At 71.0% G+C, this 20281-nt stretch carries 22 protein-coding genes; 1 reads left to right on the top strand and 21 read right to left on the bottom strand.

What is annotated here, in order from left to right; genetic code table 11:
- Positions 1-30 precede the first annotated feature (30 nt).
- The 4 genes from ACFZBX_RS26485 to ACFZBX_RS26470 form a co-directional block, all read right to left on the bottom strand.
- On the bottom strand, positions 31-363 hold the full coding sequence (locus ACFZBX_RS26485) for an STAS domain-containing protein (RefSeq protein WP_380285377.1): 333 nt from the start codon (positions 361-363) through the stop codon (positions 31-33).
- 352 nt (positions 364-715) lie between these two features.
- Positions 716-1585 (bottom strand): 3-hydroxyacyl-CoA dehydrogenase family protein, encoded by an 870-nt coding sequence (locus tag ACFZBX_RS26480; RefSeq protein ID WP_391536282.1) that lies wholly within the window; start codon positions 1583-1585, stop codon positions 716-718.
- 178 nt (positions 1586-1763) lie between these two features.
- Positions 1764-2414, bottom strand: a complete 651-nt coding sequence (locus ACFZBX_RS26475) for a response regulator (RefSeq protein WP_380753252.1) — start codon at positions 2412-2414, stop codon at positions 1764-1766.
- Positions 2411-3622, bottom strand: coding sequence for a sensor histidine kinase (locus tag ACFZBX_RS26470; RefSeq protein WP_391536281.1), 1212 nt, complete (start codon positions 3620-3622; stop codon positions 2411-2413). The genes ACFZBX_RS26475 and ACFZBX_RS26470 overlap by 4 nt, the downstream gene beginning before the upstream one ends.
- A 154-nt stretch (positions 3623-3776) precedes the next feature.
- Here ACFZBX_RS26470 and ACFZBX_RS26465 point away from each other — a divergent pair, with 154 nt between their 5' ends.
- Positions 3777-4370, top strand: coding sequence for a hypothetical protein (locus ACFZBX_RS26465; protein WP_391536280.1), 594 nt, complete (start codon positions 3777-3779; stop codon positions 4368-4370).
- Here the strand turns inward: ACFZBX_RS26465 and ACFZBX_RS26460 are convergent.
- From ACFZBX_RS26460 to prfA, 17 genes are all read right to left on the bottom strand, one after another.
- The gene (locus tag ACFZBX_RS26460) at positions 4367-4939 is read right to left on the bottom strand and encodes a cob(I)yrinic acid a,c-diamide adenosyltransferase (protein ID WP_391536279.1); all 573 of its coding nucleotides are present in this window, start codon (positions 4937-4939) and stop codon (positions 4367-4369) included. The two genes, ACFZBX_RS26465 and ACFZBX_RS26460, sit on opposite strands and share 4 nt — an antisense overlap.
- Before the next feature lie 22 nt (positions 4940-4961).
- Positions 4962-5462, bottom strand: a complete 501-nt coding sequence (locus ACFZBX_RS26455) for a DUF2550 domain-containing protein (protein WP_344324216.1) — start codon at positions 5460-5462, stop codon at positions 4962-4964.
- A 148-nt stretch (positions 5463-5610) separates the two neighbouring features.
- Positions 5611-5994: a F0F1 ATP synthase subunit epsilon gene (locus ACFZBX_RS26450; protein ID WP_380753264.1), complete on the bottom strand. Its 384-nt coding sequence runs from the start codon at positions 5992-5994 to the stop codon at positions 5611-5613.
- 186 nt (positions 5995-6180) lie between these two features.
- The gene (atpD, locus tag ACFZBX_RS26445) at positions 6181-7626 is read right to left on the bottom strand and encodes a F0F1 ATP synthase subunit beta (RefSeq protein ID WP_391536278.1); all 1446 of its coding nucleotides are present in this window, start codon (positions 7624-7626) and stop codon (positions 6181-6183) included.
- Between the two features lie 2 nt (positions 7627-7628).
- Positions 7629-8543: a F0F1 ATP synthase subunit gamma gene (locus ACFZBX_RS26440; protein ID WP_391536277.1), complete on the bottom strand. Its 915-nt coding sequence runs from the start codon at positions 8541-8543 to the stop codon at positions 7629-7631.
- Positions 8544-8575: 32 nt separating this feature from the next.
- Complete coding sequence (gene atpA, locus ACFZBX_RS26435; RefSeq protein WP_391536276.1) at positions 8576-10150, bottom strand: F0F1 ATP synthase subunit alpha; 1575 nt, start codon at positions 10148-10150, stop codon at positions 8576-8578.
- Positions 10151-10305: 155 nt separating this feature from the next.
- Positions 10306-11121: a F0F1 ATP synthase subunit delta gene (locus ACFZBX_RS26430; RefSeq protein WP_391536275.1), complete on the bottom strand. Its 816-nt coding sequence runs from the start codon at positions 11119-11121 to the stop codon at positions 10306-10308.
- Positions 11118-11678 (bottom strand): F0F1 ATP synthase subunit B, encoded by a 561-nt coding sequence (locus ACFZBX_RS26425; RefSeq protein WP_391536274.1) that lies wholly within the window; start codon positions 11676-11678, stop codon positions 11118-11120. Before ACFZBX_RS26425 ends, ACFZBX_RS26430 begins: the two co-directional genes overlap by 4 nt.
- A 40-nt stretch (positions 11679-11718) precedes the next feature.
- Entirely contained in the window at positions 11719-11946 is a 228-nt protein-coding gene (atpE, locus tag ACFZBX_RS26420) for an ATP synthase F0 subunit C (RefSeq protein WP_327680722.1), read from the bottom strand.
- Between the two features lie 108 nt (positions 11947-12054).
- The gene (atpB, locus tag ACFZBX_RS26415; RefSeq protein ID WP_391536273.1) at positions 12055-12870 is read right to left on the bottom strand and encodes a F0F1 ATP synthase subunit A; all 816 of its coding nucleotides are present in this window, start codon (positions 12868-12870) and stop codon (positions 12055-12057) included.
- A gap of 300 nt (positions 12871-13170) precedes the next feature.
- Positions 13171-13605, bottom strand: coding sequence for a hypothetical protein (locus tag ACFZBX_RS26410; protein WP_391536272.1), 435 nt, complete (start codon positions 13603-13605; stop codon positions 13171-13173).
- Between the two features lie 295 nt (positions 13606-13900).
- Positions 13901-15244, bottom strand: coding sequence for an MraY family glycosyltransferase (locus tag ACFZBX_RS26405; protein ID WP_391536271.1), 1344 nt, complete (start codon positions 15242-15244; stop codon positions 13901-13903).
- A gap of 164 nt (positions 15245-15408) precedes the next feature.
- A complete protein-coding gene (glyA, locus tag ACFZBX_RS26400) occupies positions 15409-16683 on the bottom strand; it encodes a serine hydroxymethyltransferase (protein ID WP_391536270.1) in 1275 nt (424 codons plus the stop codon).
- Positions 16684-16871: 188 nt separating this feature from the next.
- Entirely contained in the window at positions 16872-17513 is a 642-nt protein-coding gene (locus ACFZBX_RS26395; RefSeq protein WP_380753335.1) for a protein-tyrosine-phosphatase, read from the bottom strand.
- Between the two features lie 29 nt (positions 17514-17542).
- Positions 17543-18190 (bottom strand): L-threonylcarbamoyladenylate synthase, encoded by a 648-nt coding sequence (locus ACFZBX_RS26390; RefSeq protein WP_391536269.1) that lies wholly within the window; start codon positions 18188-18190, stop codon positions 17543-17545.
- A 37-nt stretch (positions 18191-18227) separates the two neighbouring features.
- Positions 18228-19094 carry a peptide chain release factor N(5)-glutamine methyltransferase gene (prmC, locus tag ACFZBX_RS26385; RefSeq protein WP_350553031.1) on the bottom strand — a complete coding sequence of 289 codons (867 nt, stop codon included), beginning with the start codon at positions 19092-19094 and terminating at the stop codon, positions 18228-18230.
- Positions 19095-19149: 55 nt separating this feature from the next.
- Positions 19150-20226, bottom strand: coding sequence for a peptide chain release factor 1 (gene prfA / locus ACFZBX_RS26380; protein ID WP_391536268.1), 1077 nt, complete (start codon positions 20224-20226; stop codon positions 19150-19152).
- Between the last annotated feature and the right edge of the window lie 55 nt (positions 20227-20281).

Below are 20281 nucleotides of genomic sequence, written 5' to 3'. Positions count from 1 at the left end.
ACGGGCGGCCGGCGGGGGGCGGCGGGGTGCTCAGAGGGCGGGGAGCGTGGCGCCGCGGGGGTCGGCGGTGACGCCCTCCACGGCGAGGATGCGGTGCAGCCGGGTGGCCACCAGCAGGCGCTGGAGCTGGGCGGGGACGGAGCGGAGCACCAGGCGGCGGCCGATCCGTCCGGCCCGCCGGTGGGTGCCCATGATCACGCCGAGGCCGGTGGCGTCCCAGAACTCCAGGCGGGCGAGGTCGAGGACGAGGTCGCCGAGGCCGCCGTCGACGGCCTGGTGCAGCCGGGCCCGCGCGTCGGCGGCGGTGCGCACGTCGAGGCGGCCTTCGATGGCCAGCGCCGCGTGGTCGCCGGTGATGCGCATGCTCTCCTCCTCCGCGTGGCGGGCCTGGGATCGGGGTGTACGGGTGTCGCCGGCGGTCTCGGGCCGGGACGGCGGTGGGGGGCGGTGGCGGTCCGGGCGCCGGGCGGGCCCGCGGCCCCACGCACCGGCCCCGGCCGGAATCCCGGGTTCCCCGTCATCCATCTGACGGCGAGCCGGCCCGCTGGGTTGCTGGTTGCGAGCGGATCTGAAGCAACTTCACTCGTCCGAGGGAATATACGCAGGAACTCTCCACACCTACGCTCGATTACCGCCCAAATCACCCGTCCGGACAGCCGGCGTGAGGAAACTCACCCGGGGCCGCTGTTCGTCCGCCCGGCTCAGGGGCGCGGGGTCACTTGCCCTGGTACGGGTAGAAACCGCGGCCGCTCTTGCGGCCGAGGTCACCGGCGGTGACCATCCGGGCCATGATCTCCGGGGCGGCGAACTTCTCGTCCTGGGTCTCGTTGTAGATGTTCCGCGCGGCGTGCAGCAGGATGTCCACGCCGGTCAGGTCGGCGGTCTCCAGCGGGCCCATCGGGTGGCCGAAGCCGAGCCGGCAGGCGGTGTCGATGTCCTCGGCGGTGGCGACGCCCGACTCGTAGAGCTTGGCGGCCTCGACGACCAGTGCGGTGATCAGGCGGGTGGTGACGAAGCCGGCCACGTCGCGGTTGACCACCACGACCTCCTTGCCGACGCCCTCGGCGAAGGCCCGGGCGGCGGCCAGCGTCTCGTCGCTGGTCTTGTAGCCGCGGACCAGCTCGACCAGCTTCATCAGCGGCACCGGCGAGAAGAAGTGCACGCCGACGACCGACTCGGGGCGCGAGGTGGCGGCGGCGATCCGGGTGATCGGGATGGCGGAGGTGTTGGAGGCGAGCACCGCGCCGTCCTTGGCGAGCTTGTCGAGCTCCTTGAAGACGCCCTCCTTGACGTCCAGCTGCTCGAAGACGGCCTCGACCACGATGTCGGCCTCGGCGACCGCGCCCAGGTCGGTGGTGGTGGTGATCCGCCCGAGCGCCGCCTCGGCGTCCTCGGCGGTGAGCCTCCCCTTGGAGACGAACTTGTCGAACGAGGCGCGGATGCCGTCGAGGCCGCGGCGCAGCGCCTCCTCGGTGACGTCGCGCAGGACCACCGGGTGCCCGGCCTGGGCGGAGACCTGGGCGATCCCGGCACCCATCAGGCCGGCACCGATCACCGCGATCTGCTTGCTGGACGCACTGCTCATGGCTGGTCTCCCGATGCCGTCGCCGCCCGGATGGACGGGCCCCGAAGGCGGCTCAAGGCAGGGGTCGCCCACCGAGCCGCATCGCTCATGCGCCGGACTTTAGTGCCCGAACAGGGCCCGTGGTGCCATCCGAGGGTGTGATCTGCAACCGACCTTGTCACCTGAGCAAATCGGTCGGTCAGATCATCAGTCCGAGGTCCTGGGCGAGGATCGCGGCCTGCACCCGGCTGCGCAGCCGCAGCTTCGCCAGGATCCGGCTGACGTGCGTCTTGGTGGTCGCCTCCGCCATCTCCAGCCGTCCGGCGATCTCACCGTTCGACAGGCCGGCGCCGATGCAGGCCAGCACCTCCCGCTCGCGCGGCGTCAGGCCCTCCACCGCCGCCCGCACCTCCGGGCCCACCGCCCGGTCCGGGCGGGCGAAGGTGCCGATCAGCCGCCGGGTCACCGAGGGCGCCAGCATGCCGTCCCCGCGCGCCACCGTGCGGATGCCCTCGACCAGGGTGTCCGCCTCCAGGTCCTTCAGCAGGAACCCGGCCGCCCCGGCCCGCAGCGCGCCGTAGACGTACTCGTCCAGGTCGAAGGTGGTCAGCACCAGGACCTGCGCCGCCCCGGCCGCCACCACCTGGCGGGTCGCCGACACGCCGTCCAGCCGCGGCATCTGCACGTCCATCAGGACGACGTCCGGCCGCAGCTCCAGGGCCAGCCGGACGGCCTCCTCGCCGTCTGCCGCCTGTCCGACCACCTCCAGGCCGGGCTCGGCCCGCAGGATCATCACCAGCGCCGCCCGGACCGCCGCCTGGTCCTCCGCGACCACCACCCGGATCGTCATGCGCGTCCCGTTCCTTCCTCCGTCGACAGCGCGCGCGGCAGCACCGCGCGCACGCTCCAGCGGCCGTCCCGCGGCCCGGCCTCGAACCCGCCGCCCAGCAGTGAGGCCCGCTCCGCCATCCCGACCAGCCCGGCCCTGGCGCCCGGCAGTTCCCGCCCCGCCCCCTGGCGGTACGGGCTGTCCACGGCGATCCGCAGCTCCTCGGGGCGGAAGTCCAGCAGCACCCGCACCTCCCCCGGCCCGGCGTGCTTGAGCGCGTTGGTCAGCGACTCCTGCACGATCCGGTAGGCGGCCAGCTGCACCGGCACCGGCAGTTCGCCGCGCTCGCCCCGCTCGGCCAGCTCGAAGGCCAGCCCGACGTCCTGTCCGGCCGCCCGCGCCTTGGTGAGCAGCGCGTCCACCGCCGCCAGGTCCGGCGCGGCGTAGGACTCGTCGGCCTCGCCGCCGCCACTGTCGCGCAGCAGGCCGATGATGCGGCGCATTTCGGCCAATCCCTGGACGCTGTTCTCCCGGATCACCCCGAGCACCTCGACCACCGGATCGTCGGCCGGACGCCGCTGACGCCGTGCCACCGACTGCGCGCCGGTGGCGTGGATCGCGATCGCCGACAGGTGGTTGGCCACCACGTCGTGCAACTCGCGGGCCATCCGGGCGCGTTCGGCGACGATCGCCTCGCGCCGGTCCATCTCCGAGAGCAGCGCGGTCTGCTCCGCCCGCAGCCGCTGGGCCTCCGCCTCCTGCCGGTGCTTGCGCACGATGTCGGCGGTCCACAGCGGGCCCAGGAAGACCAGGGTGGTGATCACGACCACCGCGACCGCCGTCGCCGAGTCGCTGTAGACGAACGTCAGGGTGGTCAGCACCAGCACCGAGGCGGTGCCGGTCACATGGAGGACCGGCGACATCCGGCGGGGGCCGTACACCACCGCCGCGTAGAGCAGGTCGGTGTACATCATGGTGGTCGCCAGCAGCGCGCCGGTGAAGATGCTCCCGGCGAAGACCAGGCCGCCGACCGTCGCGATCAGGACCGGCCTGGTGCGGCGGACGAGCTCCAGGGCCGCCATCGCCAGCAGCGCCGGGAGCACCTGCCAGCGCGGCACGGCCGAGGAGTGGTCGTACACCTTGAAGGCGATCAGCAGCAGTCCGCCGAGCAGACCGGCGAGCGCGATCGCCCCGTCGACCTGCCGCGGGGTGAAGGTGGGTCTGCGCACGCCCCCATCAGATCATTCCCGGCGGCCGGGCGGCTCGGATGCCGGGAGGAGCGGCCGTACATCGAAAGATGCAGCCCGGGCCCGTCCCCGGCGACGACGCGCGCGCGGGGGCCCTCCGGGAGCCTGGAAACGTCACCGAGTCCCGGAGGAGACCATGATCGTCACCCTGATACTCGCCGCCGAGGCCGCCTTCTGGGTGGTCCTCGCCCTGGGCCTCGCCACCCGCTACCTGCTGCGGTGGCGCGAGGTGAGCACCGTCCTGCTGGTCGGGCTGCCCGTGATCGACCTGGCGCTCTTCCTGCTCACCTTCCTCGACCTGCGCGGCGGCGCCACCGCCTCGTGGACGCACGCGCTGGCCGCGAGCTACCTGGGCTTCTCGGTCGGCTACGGCCCGTCGGTGGTCCGCTGGGCCGACGCCCGGTTCCTGCACCGCTTCGCGGGCGGTCCCAAGCCGCTGCCCGCGCCCAAGTACGGCGCCGCGCGCAGCCGCTACGAGTGGGTGCTCTGCCGGCGCACGCTGGTCTCGGTGGCGATCACCTTCGCCCTGATCAGCGCGCTGAAGCTGTTCACCGACGCCTCCGGCACCGGTGTGTTCGACCAGTGGTACTGGAAGCTCGGCATCGCCGCGGCGGTGAACACCGCGATCGCCGTCAGCTACACCCTCCGGCCGAAGGAGCCACCGGCCGGCGCGATCGTCGAGGACGGCCGGATCGTCGGCTGGCGGATCCCCCAGCAGCAGCAGCCCTAACGGTTCTCGCCCGGGACCCAGAGCACGTCGCCGCGCTCCTTGTTGGCCGACCGGGCGAGGATGAACAGCAGGTCGGAGAGCCGGTTGAGGTACTTGGCGGTCAGCGGGTTGACGGTGTCCCCGTGCGCGTCGATCGCCGCCCACGTCGCCCGCTCGGCCCGGCGCACCACGGTGCAGGCCAGGTGGAGGTGGGCGGCGCCGGGGGTGCCGCCGGGCAGGATGAAGCTGCGGAGCTTCTCCAGCGTCTCCAGGTAGTGGTCGCAGTCCGCTTCCAGCTTGTCGATGTAGGACTGCTCGACCCGCAGCGGAGGGTACTCGGGGCTCTCCACGACGGGCGTGGCCAGGTCGGCGCCGACGTCGAAGAGGTCGTTCTGCACCCGGGTGAGCACCGCGGCCACGTCCTCGGGCAGCGCGCCGGCCGCGATCGCCACGCCGATCGCGGCATTGGCCTCGTTGGTGTCCGCGTACGCGACCAGTCGCGGATCGGTCTTGGTCGTGCGGCTCATGTCGCCCAGCGCGGTGGTGCCGTCGTCGCCGGTGCGGGTGTAGATGCGCGTCAGATTGACCATGCGGCCAGCCTAGCCGGGCCCGTCAGGCGACGTTCACCCGTTGCCCGGGCGGGGCCGCCTCCAGCCAGGCCAGGAAGCCGGTGAGCGCGTCCTCGCTCATCGCCAGCTCCAGCGGGGCGCCGTTGTGCAGGCAGCGCAGCACCACCGAGCCGGAGAGCAGGGCCAGTTCCTCCTGCCCCTCCGGGTAGCGCCGGCCGAGCACCTCGATCTCCCGGCGCGGCAGCACCTTGCGCGGGCGCGGGGCGTACGAGAAGACCCGGAACCACTCGATCGAATCGCCGCTGTACCGGCCGATACCAAAAACCCACCCCTTGCCGTCGGTCTGCGGGACCGGGGCCGGGGTGGGTTGGCCGTTCTCGTCGAGGTCGGGCTGCGTCGAGGCGTCGGCCGGCATTTTGAGCCGGTAGCTGCAGTCGAACGTGCCACCGACCCGCTGGATCACACGGCGGCGTACCGCGAACGCGACCAGCCCGATCACACCGAGCGCCACGACCGCCGCACACACCACAAGGGCGAGGACCATGCTCACCTACCTCCTCGCTACCCGCGTTCCCCGTGTCGGTCGTACCAGGCGACCGCGTTGACCTACCAACTGAGACGACAGTCCCGGGGTCACGCTCACGCGTCCCCGGGACCGTCGGTCGACCCCGCTCAGGCGGGGTCCGGCACACTCAGGCGTGGGCCTTGAGGCCGCGCGCCGCGAACAGCCGGACCTCGGCGCGCCGCTCGGCGTGCTCGTCCAGGTCCGACTTGGCCTTCTCCAGTGCGCGCTCGGCGCGCGCGACATCGATCTCGTCCGCCAGCTCGGCGATCTCCGCGAGCAGAGACAGCTTGTTGTCGGCGAAGGAGATGAAGCCGCCGTGCACCGCGGCGATCACGGTGCCGCCGTCCGTGGTGCGGATGGTGACCGGACCGGTCTCCAGCACGCTCAGCACCGGGGTGTGACCCGCCATGATGCCGGTGTCACCGGAGGCCGTACGGGCGACGACGATGGTGGCCGCACCGGACCACACCTTGCGGTCGGCTGCGACCAGCTCGACGTGCAGCTCAGCCAACGTGGGCTCCTAGGCTCATGCAACGCCCGATTACTCGGGAGTTTCGGTAAGAATAACGGGCCCGCGCCCCCGGCATGAAACCGGCGGCACGGATTTGACCGGAATCACAGCCGATGCGACGCGAGGGGTGGGTCCCAGGGCTGGGGCCCACCCCTCGCGATCACGCTCGGCTGCTACCGGCCGCGACTACTTCTTCGCCAGCTCGGCGGCGTTGCGCTCGAGGTCCTCGATGCCACCGCACATGAAGAAGGCCTGCTCCGGAATGGAGTCGTACTTGCCGTCCGCGATCGAGTTGAAGGCCTCGATGGTCTCCGACAGCGGGACGGTCGAGCCCTCGACACCGGTGAACTGCTTCGCCACGTAGGTGTTCTGCGAGAGGAAGCGCTCGATGCGGCGGGCACGGTGGACCGTGACCTTGTCCTCCTCGGACAGCTCGTCGATACCGAGGATCGCGATGATGTCCTGGAGGTCCTTGTACTTCTGCAGGATCCCCTTGATACGGATGGCCGTGTCGTAGTGGGTCTGCGCGATGTACCGCGGGTCGAGGATGCGGGACGTGGAGTCCAGCGGGTCGACGGCCGGGTAGATGCCCTTCTCCGAGATCGGACGCGACAGAACGGTGGTCGCGTCCAGGTGGGCGAAGGTGGTGGCCGGGGCCGGGTCGGTCAGGTCGTCCGCGGGGACGTAGATCGCCTGCATCGAGGTGATCGAGTGACCGCGGGTCGAGGTGATGCGCTCCTGGAGGAGGCCCATCTCGTCGGCCAGGTTCGGCTGGTAGCCCACCGCGGAGGGCATGCGGCCGAGCAGGGTCGACACCTCGGAACCGGCCTGGGTGAACCGGAAGATGTTGTCGATGAAGAGGAGCACGTCCTGCTTCTCGACGTCACGGAAGTACTCCGCCATGGTCAGCGCGGAGAGCGCGACGCGCAGACGGGTGCCCGGCGGCTCGTCCATCTGGCCGAAGACCAGCGCGGTCTTGTCCAGAACGCCCGAGTCGACCATCTCGTCGATGAGGTCGTTGCCCTCACGGGTGCGCTCGCCGACGCCGGCGAACACCGACACACCACCGAAGTTCTCGGCGACGCGGTAGATCATCTCCTGGATCAGAACGGTCTTGCCGACACCGGCACCACCGAACAGACCGATCTTGCCACCGGTGACGTACGGGGTGAGGAGGTCGATGACCTTGATGCCGGTCTCGAACATCTCGGTCTTGGACTCGAGGTCCTTGAACTCCGGAGCCTTGCGGTGGATCGGCCAGCGGACCTCCACCTGCGACTCGAACTCGCCCTTGTCGACGTTCAGCACCTCACCGAGGGCGTTGAACACCTTGCCCTTGGTGATCTGACCGACCGGCACCGAGATGGCGGAACCGGTGTCGGTGACCTGCGAACCGCGGACCAGGCCGTCGGTCGGCTGCATCGAGATGCCGCGGACCATGCCGTCGCCGAGGTGCTGGGCGACCTCGAGGGTCAGGGTCTTCTTGCCCGTGCCGTCGGGGTTGTCCACCTCGACGTGCAGGGCGTTGAACATGTCCGGGATCGCGTCGACGGGGAACTCCACGTCGACGACCGGGCCGATGACCCGCGCGACGCGGCCCGTCGCCGTGGTCGGCTCAACAGTGGTGGTCATACTCATTCGCTCCCCGCGCTAGCGTCGGCCAGGGCGTTCGCGCCACCGACGATCTCGCTGATTTCCTGGGTGATCTCGGCCTGACGGGCCGAGTTGGCAAGCCGCGTGAGCGACTTGATGAGCTCGCCGGCGTTGTCCGTCGCGCTCTTCATGGCGCGGCGGCGGGCGGCGTGCTCGGAAGCGGCCGACTGCAGCAGCGCGTTGTAGATCCGGCTCTCGACGTACCGCGGCAGCAGCGCGTCCAGGACGCCCTCCGCCGACGGCTCGAAGTCGTACAGCGCGAAGATCTCCGCCTTGGCCGGCTCCTGGGCGCCGAGCTGGACCTCGTCCAGCTTCAGCGGCAGCAGCCGGGCGTCGACCGCGTTCTGCGTCAGCATGGACACGAACTCGGTCGAGATCAGGTGCAGCTCGTCCACGCCGCCGGTCTCCGCCGTGAAGGCCTCGATCAGCTCGGCCGCCACCGTCTTCGCGTCGCCGTAGGTCGGCTTGTCGGAGAAGCCCGTCCACGAGCCCGCGACCTGGAGGTTGCGGAAGCCGTAGTACGAGACACCCTTGCGGCCGACGATGTACGTCACCACGTCCTTGCCCTCGGCACGCAGGCGCTCGGTGAGCGTCAGCGCGGCCTTGATGGCGTTGGTCGAGTAACCGCCCGCCAGACCACGGTCGGCCGTGATCAGCAGGACCGCGGCGCGCGAGGCGCTCGGGTTCTCGGTGGTGAGCGGGTGCTTGGCGTTGGACCGGGTGGCCACCGCCGTCACCGCCCGGGTGAGCTCATCGGCGTACGGAGTGGAGGCGGCCACCGCGCGCTGCGCCTTGACGATGCGCGACGCGGAGATCATCTCCATCGCCTTGGTGATCTTCTTCGTCGCGGTGACAGAGCGGATCCGGCGCTTGTAGACCCGAAGCTGTGCTCCCATGGGTCGTTACGTCCTTTCCCTCGCTACCGGACTCAGGCCTGCTCGGAGAGCAGCTTGCCGTCGGCGGTCTGGTAGCCCGCCTTGAAGGACTCGATGGCCTTCGTCAGGGCGTCGACGGTGCCGTCGGCCAGCAGACCGGTCTCGACGATGCCGGCCAGCAGGTCCTTGTGCTGGAGGCGCACGTAGTCCAGGAACTCGCGCTCGAAGCGACGGATCTCGGCGACCGGGACGTCGTCCAGCTTGCCGTTGGTGCCGGCCCAGATGGAGACGACCTGCTCCTCGACCGGGAACGGCTGGTACTGGCCCTGCTTCAGCAGCTCGACCATGCGCGCACCGCGCTCCAGCTGGGCCTTGGAGGCCGCGTCCAGGTCGGAACCGAAGGCCGCGAAGGCCTCCAGCTCACGGTACTGGGCGAGGTCCAGGCGCAGACGGCCGGCGACCGAGCGCATGGCCTTGATCTGGGCGGAGCCACCGACGCGGGAGACCGAGATACCGACGTTCACGGCCGGGCGGATGCCGGCGTTGAACAGGTCGGACTCCAGGAAGCACTGGCCGTCGGTGATGGAGATGACGTTGGTCGGGATGTACGCCGAGACGTCGTTGGCCTTGGTCTCGATGATCGGCAGACCGGTCATCGAGCCGCCGCCCAGGGCGTCGTTCAGCTTGGCGCAGCGCTCCAGCAGGCGGGAGTGCAGGTAGAAGACGTCACCCGGGTAGGCCTCGCGGCCCGGCGGGCGGCGCAGCAGCAGGGAGACGGAGCGGTAGGCCTCGGCCTGCTTCGACAGGTCGTCGAAGATGATCAGGACGTGCTTGCCGTCGTACATCCACTCCTGGCCGATGGCCGAGCCGGTGTACGGGGCGAGGTACTTGAAGCCGGCCGGGTCGGAGGCGGGAGCGGCCACGATGGTGGTGTACTCCAGCGCGCCGGCCTCCTCCAGGGCGCCACGGACGGACGCGATGGTGGAGCCCTTCTGGCCCACGGCGACGTAGATGCAGCGGACCTGCTTCTCCGGGTCGCCCGAGCGCCAGTTGTCGCGCTGGTTGATGATCGTGTCGACGGCCACCGCGGTCTTGCCGGTCTGGCGGTCACCGATGATCAGCTGGCGCTGGCCGCGGCCGATCGGGGTCATCGCGTCGATGGCCTTGATGCCGGTCTGCAGCGGCTGCTTGACCGACTTGCGGGCCATGACGCCCGGAGCCTGGAGCTCCAGCGCGCGGCGGCCGGTCGAGGCGATGTCGCCCTGGCCGTCGATCGGGTTGCCCAGCGGGTCAACGACGCGGCCGAGGTAGCCGTCGCCGACCGGGACGGAGAGGACCTCGCCGGTGCGGCGCACCGTCTGGCCCTCTTCGATGCCGCCGAACTCACCGAGGACGACGACACCGATCTCGCGGGTGTCGAGGTTCAGCGCGAGGCCCAGCGTGCCGTCCTCGAACTTCAGCAGCTCGTTCGCCATGACCGAGGGCAGACCCTCGACATGGGCGATGCCGTCCGCCGCGTCAGTGACCGTGCCGACCTCTTCCACAGAGGCGGCGTCCGGCTGGTACGACTGGACAAAGTCGGCCAGCGCGTCCCGGATCTCCTCCGGACGGATCGTAAGCTCCGCCATCAGGCTTCCCTGCTCTCCTAGTTTGCGATCCTCGGCCCGCCATTGAGGGCCGCAAGTACTCGACTCTCGGCCGGGTCGTATGAACCGGCCGTACGTTTTCCCGACTCCGGTGGAGCCGGTTTCCCGACCGAGGGTCGGATGTGCTGCTCGGATGCTCAGCCTTCGAGCGACTGACGAGCGCCTTCGAGGCGGCTCGACACCGTGCCGTCGATGACCTCGTCACCGATCTGCACCCGGATACCGCCGACGACCTCGGGGTCGACGTCGATGTTCAGGTGGACCCGGCGGCCGTACAGCCGGCCGAGAGCACCCGCCAGGCGCTCCTTCTGGCTGTCCGACAGCGGGACCGCCGTGGCGACCTGGGCCACCACACGGTCACGCCGGGCGGCGGCGAGCTTGGAGAAGGACTCCAGCCCCTGCTCCAGGCTACGGCCACGCGGGTTGTTGACCAGGCTGGCGACGAGCCGCTCGGTGCCCGCGTAGGCGCGGCCGCCGAGGAGCCTCGTGATCAGGGCCGTCTTGGCGCCGGCGCCGGCCTTGGGCTCGGTCAGCGCGGAGCGCAGCTCGTGCGAACCGCTCACCACCCGGCCGAACCGGAACAGCTCGTCCTCGACGTCGTCCAGGGCACCGGCCTTGTCGGCGGCGATGACCTCGGCGTACGCGGCCAGCTGCTCCGTGGAGTCGACCAGGTCACGGGCGCCCGACCAGCGGGACCGGACCAGGCCGGACACCAGGTCGACCGTCTCGCCGGAGACCTGGCCGCTCAGCAGCGAGGAGGCCAGCTGCGCCTTGTCCTGGCCCGACCGCGACGGGTCGGTCAGCACGCGGCGGAGCGACACCTCGCGGTCCAGCAGGGCCGTGACGGCGGTGAGCTCCTCGGCGAGCTTGGCCGCGTCCACCGAGGTGGAGTCGGTCAGGCTCTCCAGGTTCTGCCGCCCGGCGGCGAGTGCCTCGCGGCTGGCGCCGATCACTTGGCCGCACCCTGGGCAGCGGTGGCCTTGGCCTCCAGCTCGTCCAGGAAGCGGTCCACGACACCGCTCTGCCGCGTGTGGTCCTCAAGGGACTCACCCACGATGCGGGACGCCAGCTGGGTGGCCAGCGAGCCCACGTCCTGACGCAGGGCGGCGGTCGCCTGCTTCTTGTCGGCCTCGATCTGGGCGTGGCCGGCCGCGACGATGGCCTCGCGCTGACGCTTGCCCTCCTCGCGCATCTCGGCGAGCTGGGCGGCGCCCTGCTCGCGAGCCTGCTCGATGATGCGAGCAGCCTCGTGGCGCGCCTCGCCGAGCTCGGCACGGTACTGCTCAAGCGTGGCCTGAGCCTCGGCCTGAGCGGCCTCGGCACGCTCCATGCCGCCCTCGATCGCGTCCCGGCGCTCCGACAGCACCTTCTCGATGCTGGGGAGGAGCTTCTTGCCGAGGAACCCGAAGACGATGAAGAAGCAAAGCAGGCCGATGATGACCTCGGGCCACGCGGGGAGGAGGGGGTTCATCTCCTCCCCCTCCTGCGCGAGGAAGACCACGGGGTTCATATCTGAACCTTTCGTCGAAACTGGCTACCGATGTGCCGAACTACTTGCCGAACACGAACGGCATGACGATGCCGATGAGCGCGAGCGCCTCGGTCACGGCCAGACCGATGAACATGTTGGTGCGGACCAGGCCGGCGGCCTCGGGCTGGCGGGCCATGGCCTGGACGCTGTTACCGAAGATGAGGCCCAGACCGATGCCGGGGCCGATGGCCGCGAGACCGTAGCCGATGGAAGCGACGGAACCGGAGACCTCAGCGAGGTTCTGCATCTCAAACTGTCCTTATGCGTGGTGGAACCGGTGGTGGTTGGCCACCGGGAGTCTTTGCCGGGAGTTGCCCGTGCGGATCGGCGCCGTCGCTCCGGCGCCGGTTCGACGTCAGTGCGCTTCTTCGAGCGCTCCGCCGATGTACGTGCTGGCGAGGAGCACGAAGATGTAGGCCTGGAGGAACTGGATCAGCAGCTCGAAGGCGGTCAGCGCGATCGTCACGGTGAACGAGGCGCCCGCGTACAGCGCGCCGATGCTCGGGCTGAGCAGGTACCAGGAGGCGACCGAGAACATCACGATCAGCAGGTGGCCCGCGAACATGTTCGCGAACAGTCGGACCGCGAGCGTGAAGGGCCGCAGGAAGATGTTCGAGACGAACTCGATCGGCACCAGGATGAACATGACCCAGCCGGGCACGCCCGACGGCCAGCACAGGTTCCTCAGACCGCCCACGAAACCGTGCGTCTTGAAGGTCAGCCCCATGTAGGTGACCCAGACGATCAGGGCCAGCGCTGCGGGGAAGGCGATGTTGGCGGCAGCCGGGTACTGGACGAACGGGACGATCGACATCACGTTCAGGAGCCAGATGAAGAAGAACAGCGACACCATCATGGGGACGTACTTCTCGCCCCGCTTGCCGATGGAGTCGAGCACGATGCTTCGCTTGACGAACTCGTAACCGATCTCACCGACCAGCTGGAGCTTGCCCGGCACGAGCTTCGGCTTGGCGAAAGCAGCCCAGAAGAAACCGATGACCAGCAGCGCGACGATCATCGAAAGGAGCATCGGCTTGTTGAACTCGACGCTGCCAATCGTGAAGATCGGCTTGAACTGGAACTCGTTCAGGCCGGGCGCCGGGAAGCCGCAGCCGGAGAACAGGTGGCAGTTGGCCTCGGAGGCGAGCTGCGTGAGCCTGTCAGCACTCACCACGGACTCCTTCGTCGTGACACATAGTTACGGCAACCTCGGTGTGTCGGCGCGGCTCTCGGCCACGGTGCGGCACTTTGACTGGATTCTTGTCTCTCGCGCCGGCCACGACCGGGCCCGGCGCCGAAGCGCGGCCCTCGTCTGGCCGACGGTGTGAAGACGTGGGGTGCTGGAGCGCCATCCGTCCGGTCAGTGGAACGATCCCGCCGCAAGCCACACCCCGTGGCTGTCCCGGACGATAGCAGTCCGTCGACCGGGCACCGGACACCGCCCCCTCTTTGGGAGGAGGCGAGCACAGCATCACGGTTGACGCTCCGGGGGATCCCCCTTCTTGGAGGAGGAACCGGTCTCCACATAGAAGATCTTGGCCTTCATGCCGATCCGGACCACCGCCCCCGTCCAGACCAATGTGCAACCCAGTACGGTGAAGCCGAAGACCTTGGTGTCGAAGGCGGTCGTGTTCTTGAAGACCGCCAGCACGATCCCCACCAGCAGGATCTGGGCCATGTAGACCGACATCGCCACCGGCAGCAGGAGTTGGGGGTTTCCCCTGCTCAGGCGATCGACAGCAGCTTGGCCGACGCTGAAGAACGCCATCACCAGCACTGCTGCGAACAGGGCACCGTACAGCCCCTTGATTCCCACCACGATGGTCGCGATCGTCATGGCGACGACCCCGGCGACCGCGGTGGGGATTGCGGCGCCTCGGATGATCCGGGCGTCATGGGACGGCATGTCGGCAACTCCGGCGGCATGTCGGGCAAACGGACGTCGAACAGCGTGAACACCTGACGAGTGCTCACATCCAGGAACGGGAGGATGACCTTCGTGGATCGGAGTCCTCTTTGCGCAGAGGCTCTCGACCAGGCCCGGGCTCCTCGTGAACGGTATCACAAGCTATTTGATGTGGTCTTTACCCTATGCATGTGCTGCTCGCCACACGGACTCCCGGCAAAGTCACCCGAACAGACGAGGCGAGGAGCTGACGGCTCCGCCGAACGTGGCCGCCCGCGTCGGCGCCCGGGTGCGGTCAGCCCCGGCCGCGCGGCCGGTGTCCGACCGCGCTGGCGCCGTCCCCGAAGCGCCTGAGCACCTCCTCGTCCACGACCGGGAAGTCGTCCTGCGAGGCCGGGGCGGGTGCGGCCGGGTCCGCGTCGCCCCCGGCGGGCGACGGCTCGTCGGCGACCCGCACGACCGCCGGAACCGGGCGGCGGCGGTAGCGCGGCGGCACGAAGGCCTGCACCGCGCGCGGGGCCCGCGGCCGGAACCGCGGGGTGAGCAGCACCACCAGGCCGACCAGGCAGAGCCCGGCCAGCGTGAGGACGACGGTCCGGCCGGTGTTGGTGACCGAGAAGGCGACGGTCCCGAAGGCGATCAGCGCGGCCCAGAAGTACATGATCAGTACGGCGCGGCTGTGCGAGTGGCCGACCTGGAGCAGTCGGTGGTGCAGGTGCCGCTTGTCGGCGGCGAACGGGGACTGGCCCGCCCAGGTGCGGCGGACCACCGCGAGCAGCAGGTCCGCCAGCGGCAGCGCGATGACCGTCAGCGGCAGCAGCAGCGGGATGTAGATCGGCACCAGGGCGTGCACGGTGGCGGTCTGCGAACCCAGCTCGCTGGTGATGAGGTCGGGGTCGACCCGGCCGGTGATCGAGATCGCGGCGACGGCCAGCATCAGGCCGAGCATCATCGACCCGGAGTCGCCCATGAAGATCCGGGCCGGGTGCATGTTGTGCGCCAGGAAGCCCAGGCACATGCCGATCAGCAGCACGCTGAACAGCACGGCGGGGGCGGCGTCGGTGATCGTGTAGCCGTACCAGAGCCGGTAGGAGTACAGGAAGAAGGCCATCGCGGCGATGCAGACCATGCCGCCGGCCAGACCGTCCAGGCCGTCGATGAAGTTCACCGCGTTGACCATGACGACGACCATGACCACCGAGATGACCATGCCCTGGGTGGGGCTGAGCGCGACCGGCCCGACACCCGGCACCGGCAGGGTGATCACGGTGACGCCCTGCCAGACCATCACGCCGGCGGCGATCATCTGGCCGCCGAGCTTCACCAGGGCGTCCACGCCCCACTTGTCGTCCAGCACGCCGAGCAGCCACATGATGCCGGCGCCGGAGAGCAGCGCCCGGATGTCGGTGCCCTGGGAGAACACCTTGCTCAGGTTGTCGAGCTGGGAGGCGACCAGGATGCCCGCGCAGAGTCCGCCGAACATGGCGATGCCGCCGAGCCGGGGCGTGGGCTCGCGGTGCACATCGCGCGCGCGGACCGGGGGCATCGCCCCCGCCGCGATGGCGAACTTCCGGACCGGGCCGGTCAGCAGGTAGGTGACGGCCGCGGTGCAGAACAGCACCAGCAGATACTCACGCACCACTGGCCTCCTGCAGCGCTGTCCGACGGGTGGGTACCGAAGGTACTCCCCTGCCTGTCCGGGGTTCGAGGTGCGTCGCCACGGCACACACCTTATTGAGTCCGACGCCGGGGGCACGCATCGCGGTTCGCCCTACCGGGTAGGAGATTCGGATCGGCGGTCGGTCAGCGGCGCCCGGCGAACGCCCGCGCCAGCTCCCGGACCCGCTCCGCGACCCGGACGTCCGTGCCGTCCGCGAGCAGCCGTCCGATCAGCCCCGCGATCTCCGCCAGCTCCGGCTCGCCCATGCCCTGCGAGGTCACCGTGCCGGTGCCGAGCCGGATTCCGGAGGCCTCCGACGGCGGCGCCTCGTCGTACGGCAGCGCGCACTTGCCGAGCAGCAGCCCGGCGGCCGCGCAGCGGCGCTCCGCCTCGGCGCCGCTGACCCCGAGCGGGCCGACGTCGGCGGTCACCAGGTGGGTGTCGGTGCCGCCGGTCAGCGGACGCGCGCCGGCCTGCGCGAGCCCCGCCGCGAGCACCCGCGCGCCGGCCACCGCGCGGTGCGCGTAGGCGCGGTAGGCGGGCGTCGCGGCCTCGGCCAGCGCGACGGCCTTGGCGGCCACTTCGTTCATCGCGGCGCCGCCCTGGCTGAACGGGAAGACCGCCCGGTCGACCCGCTCCGCCAGCTCCGCAGTGCACAGCAGCAGGCCCCCGCGCGGGCCGCGGAGCAGCTTGTGGGTGGCCGCCACGGTGACGTCCGCGTACGGCACCGGGGACGGCGCCACGCCGGCCGCGATCAGGCCGGTGGTCTGGGCGGCGGCGGCCACCAGGTAGGCGTCCGTCTCGTCGGCGATCTCCCGGAAGGCGGCCCAGTCCGGGTGCCGCGGGTAGGAGATGGATCCGGCCACGATCGCCTTCGGGCGGTAGCGCAGGGCCAGCTCGCGGACCTGGTCGAGGTCGATCAGCCCGTCCTCACGGCGCACGCCGTAGCCGACGAAGTCGAACCAGCGGCCGGAGAAGTTGGCCCGCGATCCGCAGCTGAGGTGGCCGCCGTGCTCCAGCGACATCGCGAGCACCACGTCGCCGGGCCGCAGCAGCGCGGCGTAGGCGGCCAGCATCGCCGAGGTGCCGGAGCGCGGCTGCACATTGGCGTGCGGGGCGGCGAACAGCGCGCGGGCCCGGTCGATCGCCAGCAGCTCGGCGGCGTCCGCGAGCGCGCACCCGGTGTGGTGGCGGCGGCCGGGGTAGCCCTCGGCGTACTTGTCGATCAGCGGGCCGGTGAGGGCCGCCAGGACGGCCGGACCGGTGAGGTTCTCCCCCGCCAGCAGCTGGACCGTCTCGGCCCTCCGCTCGGCCTCGGCGGCCAGCAGGTCGGCCACCTGCGGATCGGCCCGGAAGAGGGCCGCGGAGCGGGCTCCGGTGGTGTCGACGGGGCCGGTCGCTGCATCGGTGACGGTCATGGCGGGGCTCCCGGGCGCGTCGGGTCGGATTTCTCCAGCGTAGGACCGCCCCCGCGCCCCGGCACGGCGGCGCGTGCCGGGCTACCCCCGGGTGGGCGCGCGCCGGTGCCGAGGGAGAAGCACGGGAGCGGGCCAGGGCGCGCCGGTGCCGGGAGGGAGAAGCGAGGGAGCGACGAAGGGGCCGGGCCTCAGAGCAGGGCCCGGACTCCGGTGAGGGCCGTGACGACGGGGTCGACGGCGTGGAATATCTCCTCGCCGCAGTTGCGGAACATCCCGATCGGGGCGCCGTAGGGGTCGTGCAGTTCGTCCGCCTCGGGGTCGGCGGCCAGCAGCCAGCCGCGCAGCGCGGCGGCGGCGCGGACCAGCGCGCGGGCGCGCTCGGTGACGTCCGCGCCGCGCCGGGGGTCCGGCAGGGTGCCCGGGTCGATCGTGCGGACCAGCCGGGTGAACTCCTTCAGGGTGAAGGTGCGCAGCCCCGCCTCGTGGCCCATCGAGATGACCTGGGCCCGGTGGTCCAGGGTCGCGGTGAGCACCAGGTCGGCCTCGACCACGTGCTCGTCCAGCAGTTCGCGGCCGGTGAAGCCGCCGCTGTCGGCGCCGTACTCGTCCAGCACCGTGGCGGCGTGCTCCTCCATCGGCGCGCCCACGTGGCCCCAGGTGCCGGCCGACTCGACCAGGATGCGCCCGGCCACCCGGGGGTTGAGCCGGGTGTCCAGCTCACGCCGGGTGAGCCGCTCGGCGATCGGCGAGCGGCAGATGTTGCCGGTGCAGACGTACAGGATGCGGAAGTGGTCCAGCGGCCTGGGGCCCACGCTCAGGTACGGCGATATGCCGGGCCCGGCATGGAGGGAGGCGGCCGTCAACTGCCGGCCTCCAGGTCGGGGACGACCTCCCTCAGCTGCTCGGCGGAGATCGCGCCGGCCCGCAGCAGCACCGGCACCTTGCCGGTGACGTCGACGATCGACGAGGCCTGGGCGTGGTCGGCGGTGCCGCCGTCCAGGTAGACCGAGATGGCGTCGCCGAGCTGCTGCTGGGCCTCGTCGCAGGTGGCCGGGGACGGGCCGCCGGTCCGGTTGGCGCTGGAGACGGCCATCGGCCCGGTGGCGTTCAGCAGCTCGATGGCGACCGGGTGCAGCGGCATCCGGACGGCGACGGTGCCCCGGGTGTCGCCGAGGTCCCAGCGCAGCGAGGGCTGGTGCTTGGCGACCAGGGTGAGCCCGCCCGGCCAGAACGCGTCGACGAGCTCCCAGGCCTGCTCGGAGAAGTCGGTGACCAGGCCGTGCAGGGTGGTCGGCGAGCCGACCAGCACCGGCGAGGGCATGTTGCGGCCGCGGCCCTTGGCGGCGAGCAGCGCGCCCACGGCCTCCGGCGAGAAGGCGTCCGCCCCGACGCCGTACAGGGTGTCGGTGGGCAGCACGACGAGTTCGCCGCGGCGGATGGCCGAGGCGGCCTCGCGCAGGCCGGTGGCGCGGTCCCCGGCGTCGGCACAGTCGTAGCGGCGGCTCATCGGTGCGGTCCCCTTCCGGACGGGCTCATGACGTGGTTCACAGCGACGCCTTGCGCGCCGTGGTGAAGCGGGGGCGGTTGTTCAGGTCCCGGTGGTCGGCGGCGTCGGTCCAGCCGCCCTCCTCGTTGAAGATCCACGGGACCTGGCCGCCCTGGGTGTCGGCGTGCTCGATCACCACGGCGCCGCCCGGTCGCAGCAGGCGGGCGGCGACCCGCTCGATGCCGCGGATGGTGTCGAGGCCGTCCTCGCCGGAGAACAGCGACATCTGCGGGTCGTGGTCGCGGGCCTCCGGCGCGACGTACTCCCACTCGGTGAGCGGGATGTACGGCGGGTTGGAGATCACCAGGTCGAAGCGGCCGTCCCAGGCGCGGTCGTCCTCGAAGGCCCGGGTGGCGTCGCCCTCGTGCAGGGTGACCCGGGCGCGGTCGGGCGAGGCCTCGATGTTGCGCCGGGTGTACGGCAGCGCGCCCTCGTCGAGCTCGAAGGCGTGCACGGTGGAGCGCGGCAGCTCCTGGGCGAGGGCGAGCGCGATGGCGCCGGAGCCGGAGCACAGGTCGACGACCAGCGGCTCGGCGACGTCCATCTCGCGGACCGCGTCTATGGCCCACTCGACGACCGTCTCGGTCTCCGGGCGGGGCACGAACACGCCCGGCCCGACCGCCAGTTCGAGGTAGCGGAAGAAGGCGCGGCCGGTGATGTGCTGGAGCGGCTCGCGGGCCTCGCGGCGGGCGACCGCCTCCCAGTACCGGGCGTCGAAGTCGCCGTCCTGGACGGTGTGCAGCTGGCTGCGCTTGACGTTGTGGACGTGGGCGGCGAGCTCCTCCGCGTCGAAGCGCGGCGACGGCACGCCGGCCGCGGCCAACCGCTGGGTGGCCTGGGCCACCTCCGCGAGTAGCAGGTTCATCCGTACGACCTCTTGCTTCCGCTCTCCGGCCTCGACGTCGGGCTCGCCGCCGGTGTCAGTTCTGTTGGGCCGCGGCGAGCTTGGCCGCGGCGTCCGCGTCGACGCAGGACTGGATGACCGCGTTCAGCTCGCCGTCCAGGACCTGGTCCAGGTTGTACGACTTGAAGCCCGTGCGGTGGTCCGAGATGCGGTTCTCCGGGTAGTTGTACGTCCGGATCCGCTCGGAACGGTCCACCGTGCGGACCTGGCTGCGGCGCGCGTCCGAGGCCTCCCGCTCGGCCTCCTCCTGCGCGGCGGCCAGCAGCCGCGAACGCAGGATGCGCATCGCCTGCTCCTTGTTCTGCAGCTGGCTCTTCTCGTTCTGGCAGGACGCCACGATACCGGTCGGCAGGTGGGTGATCCGGACGGCGGAGTCGGTGGTGTTCACCGACTGGCCGCCGGGGCCGGAGGAGCGGTAGACGTCGATCCGCAGGTCGTTGGCGAGGATCTCGACCTCGACCTCCTCGGCCTCGGGGGTGACCAGCACGCCCGCCGCGGAGGTGTGGATGCGGCCCTGCGACTCGGTGGCGGGGACGCGCTGCACGCGGTGCACGCCGCCCTCGTACTTCAGCCGGGCCCAGACGCCCTGGCCGGGCTCGGCGTTGCCCTTGGTCTTCACCGCGACCGAGACGTCCTTGTAGCCGCCGAGGTCGGACTCGTTGGAGTCGATGATCTCGGTCTTCCAGCCGATCCGCTCGGCGAAGCGCAGGTACATCCGGAGCAGGTCGCCGGCGAACAGCGCGGACTCCTCGCCGCCCTCGCCCGCCTTGATCTCCAGGATGACGTCCTTGTCGTCGCTCGGGTCGCGCGGCACGAGCAGCAGCCGCAGCTCCTCGGTCAGCTCCTCGCGGCGGGCCTCGCCGTCCTTCACCTCGGAGAGGAACTCCGGGTCCTCGGCGGCGAGTTCGCGGGCGGCTTCGATGTCCTCGCCGGCCTGCCGCCACGCGCGGTAGACGCGGGTGATCGGGGTCAGCTCGGCGTAGCGCTTGGCCAGCTTGCGGGCGTTGGCCTGGTCGGCGTGGACGGACGGGTCGGCCAGCCTCGTCTCGAGGTCGGCGTGCTCGACGAGGAGCTCTTCGACTGCCTCGAACATGGGGTGGCCTTCTTCCCGGGGATCGTCGTGCGGGGATGGTTTCGCGAGGGTGGCT

It is taken from the genome of Kitasatospora sp. NPDC008115, from assembly GCF_042957205.1.
In the GTDB taxonomy this organism is placed as follows: Bacteria; Actinomycetota; Actinomycetes; order Streptomycetales; family Streptomycetaceae; genus Kitasatospora.
Note: the sequence above shows the minus strand (reverse complement) of the source record. Positions and strands in the feature narration are given on the sequence as shown.

Coding starts and splice junctions, on each gene's coding strand:
- ACFZBX_RS26485 (WP_380285377.1), bottom strand. CDS start 363: ATGCGCATCACCGGCGACCACGCGGCGCTGGCCATCGAAGGCCGCCTC.
- ACFZBX_RS26480 (WP_391536282.1), bottom strand. CDS start 1,585: ATGAGCAGTGCGTCCAGCAAGCAGATCGCGGTGATCGGTGCCGGCCTG.
- ACFZBX_RS26475 (WP_380753252.1), bottom strand. CDS start 2,414: ATGACGATCCGGGTGGTGGTCGCGGAGGACCAGGCGGCGGTCCGGGCG.
- ACFZBX_RS26465 (WP_391536280.1), top strand. CDS start 3,777: ATGATCGTCACCCTGATACTCGCCGCCGAGGCCGCCTTCTGGGTGGTC.
- ACFZBX_RS26460 (WP_391536279.1), bottom strand. CDS start 4,939: ATGGTCAATCTGACGCGCATCTACACCCGCACCGGCGACGACGGCACC.
- ACFZBX_RS26455 (WP_344324216.1), bottom strand. CDS start 5,462: ATGGTCCTCGCCCTTGTGGTGTGTGCGGCGGTCGTGGCGCTCGGTGTG.
- atpD (WP_391536278.1), bottom strand. CDS start 7,626: ATGACCACCACTGTTGAGCCGACCACGGCGACGGGCCGCGTCGCGCGG.
- ACFZBX_RS26440 (WP_391536277.1), bottom strand. CDS start 8,543: ATGGGAGCACAGCTTCGGGTCTACAAGCGCCGGATCCGCTCTGTCACC.
- atpA (WP_391536276.1), bottom strand. CDS start 10,150: ATGGCGGAGCTTACGATCCGTCCGGAGGAGATCCGGGACGCGCTGGCC.
- ACFZBX_RS26425 (WP_391536274.1), bottom strand. CDS start 11,678: ATGAACCCCGTGGTCTTCCTCGCGCAGGAGGGGGAGGAGATGAACCCC.
- atpE (WP_327680722.1), bottom strand. CDS start 11,946: ATGCAGAACCTCGCTGAGGTCTCCGGTTCCGTCGCTTCCATCGGCTAC.
- ACFZBX_RS26410 (WP_391536272.1), bottom strand. CDS start 13,605: ATGCCGTCCCATGACGCCCGGATCATCCGAGGCGCCGCAATCCCCACC.
- glyA (WP_391536270.1), bottom strand. CDS start 16,683: ATGACCGTCACCGATGCAGCGACCGGCCCCGTCGACACCACCGGAGCC.
- ACFZBX_RS26390 (WP_391536269.1), bottom strand. CDS start 18,190: ATGAGCCGCCGCTACGACTGTGCCGACGCCGGGGACCGCGCCACCGGC.
- prmC (WP_350553031.1), bottom strand. CDS start 19,094: ATGAACCTGCTACTCGCGGAGGTGGCCCAGGCCACCCAGCGGTTGGCC.
- prfA (WP_391536268.1), bottom strand. CDS start 20,226: ATGTTCGAGGCAGTCGAAGAGCTCCTCGTCGAGCACGCCGACCTCGAG.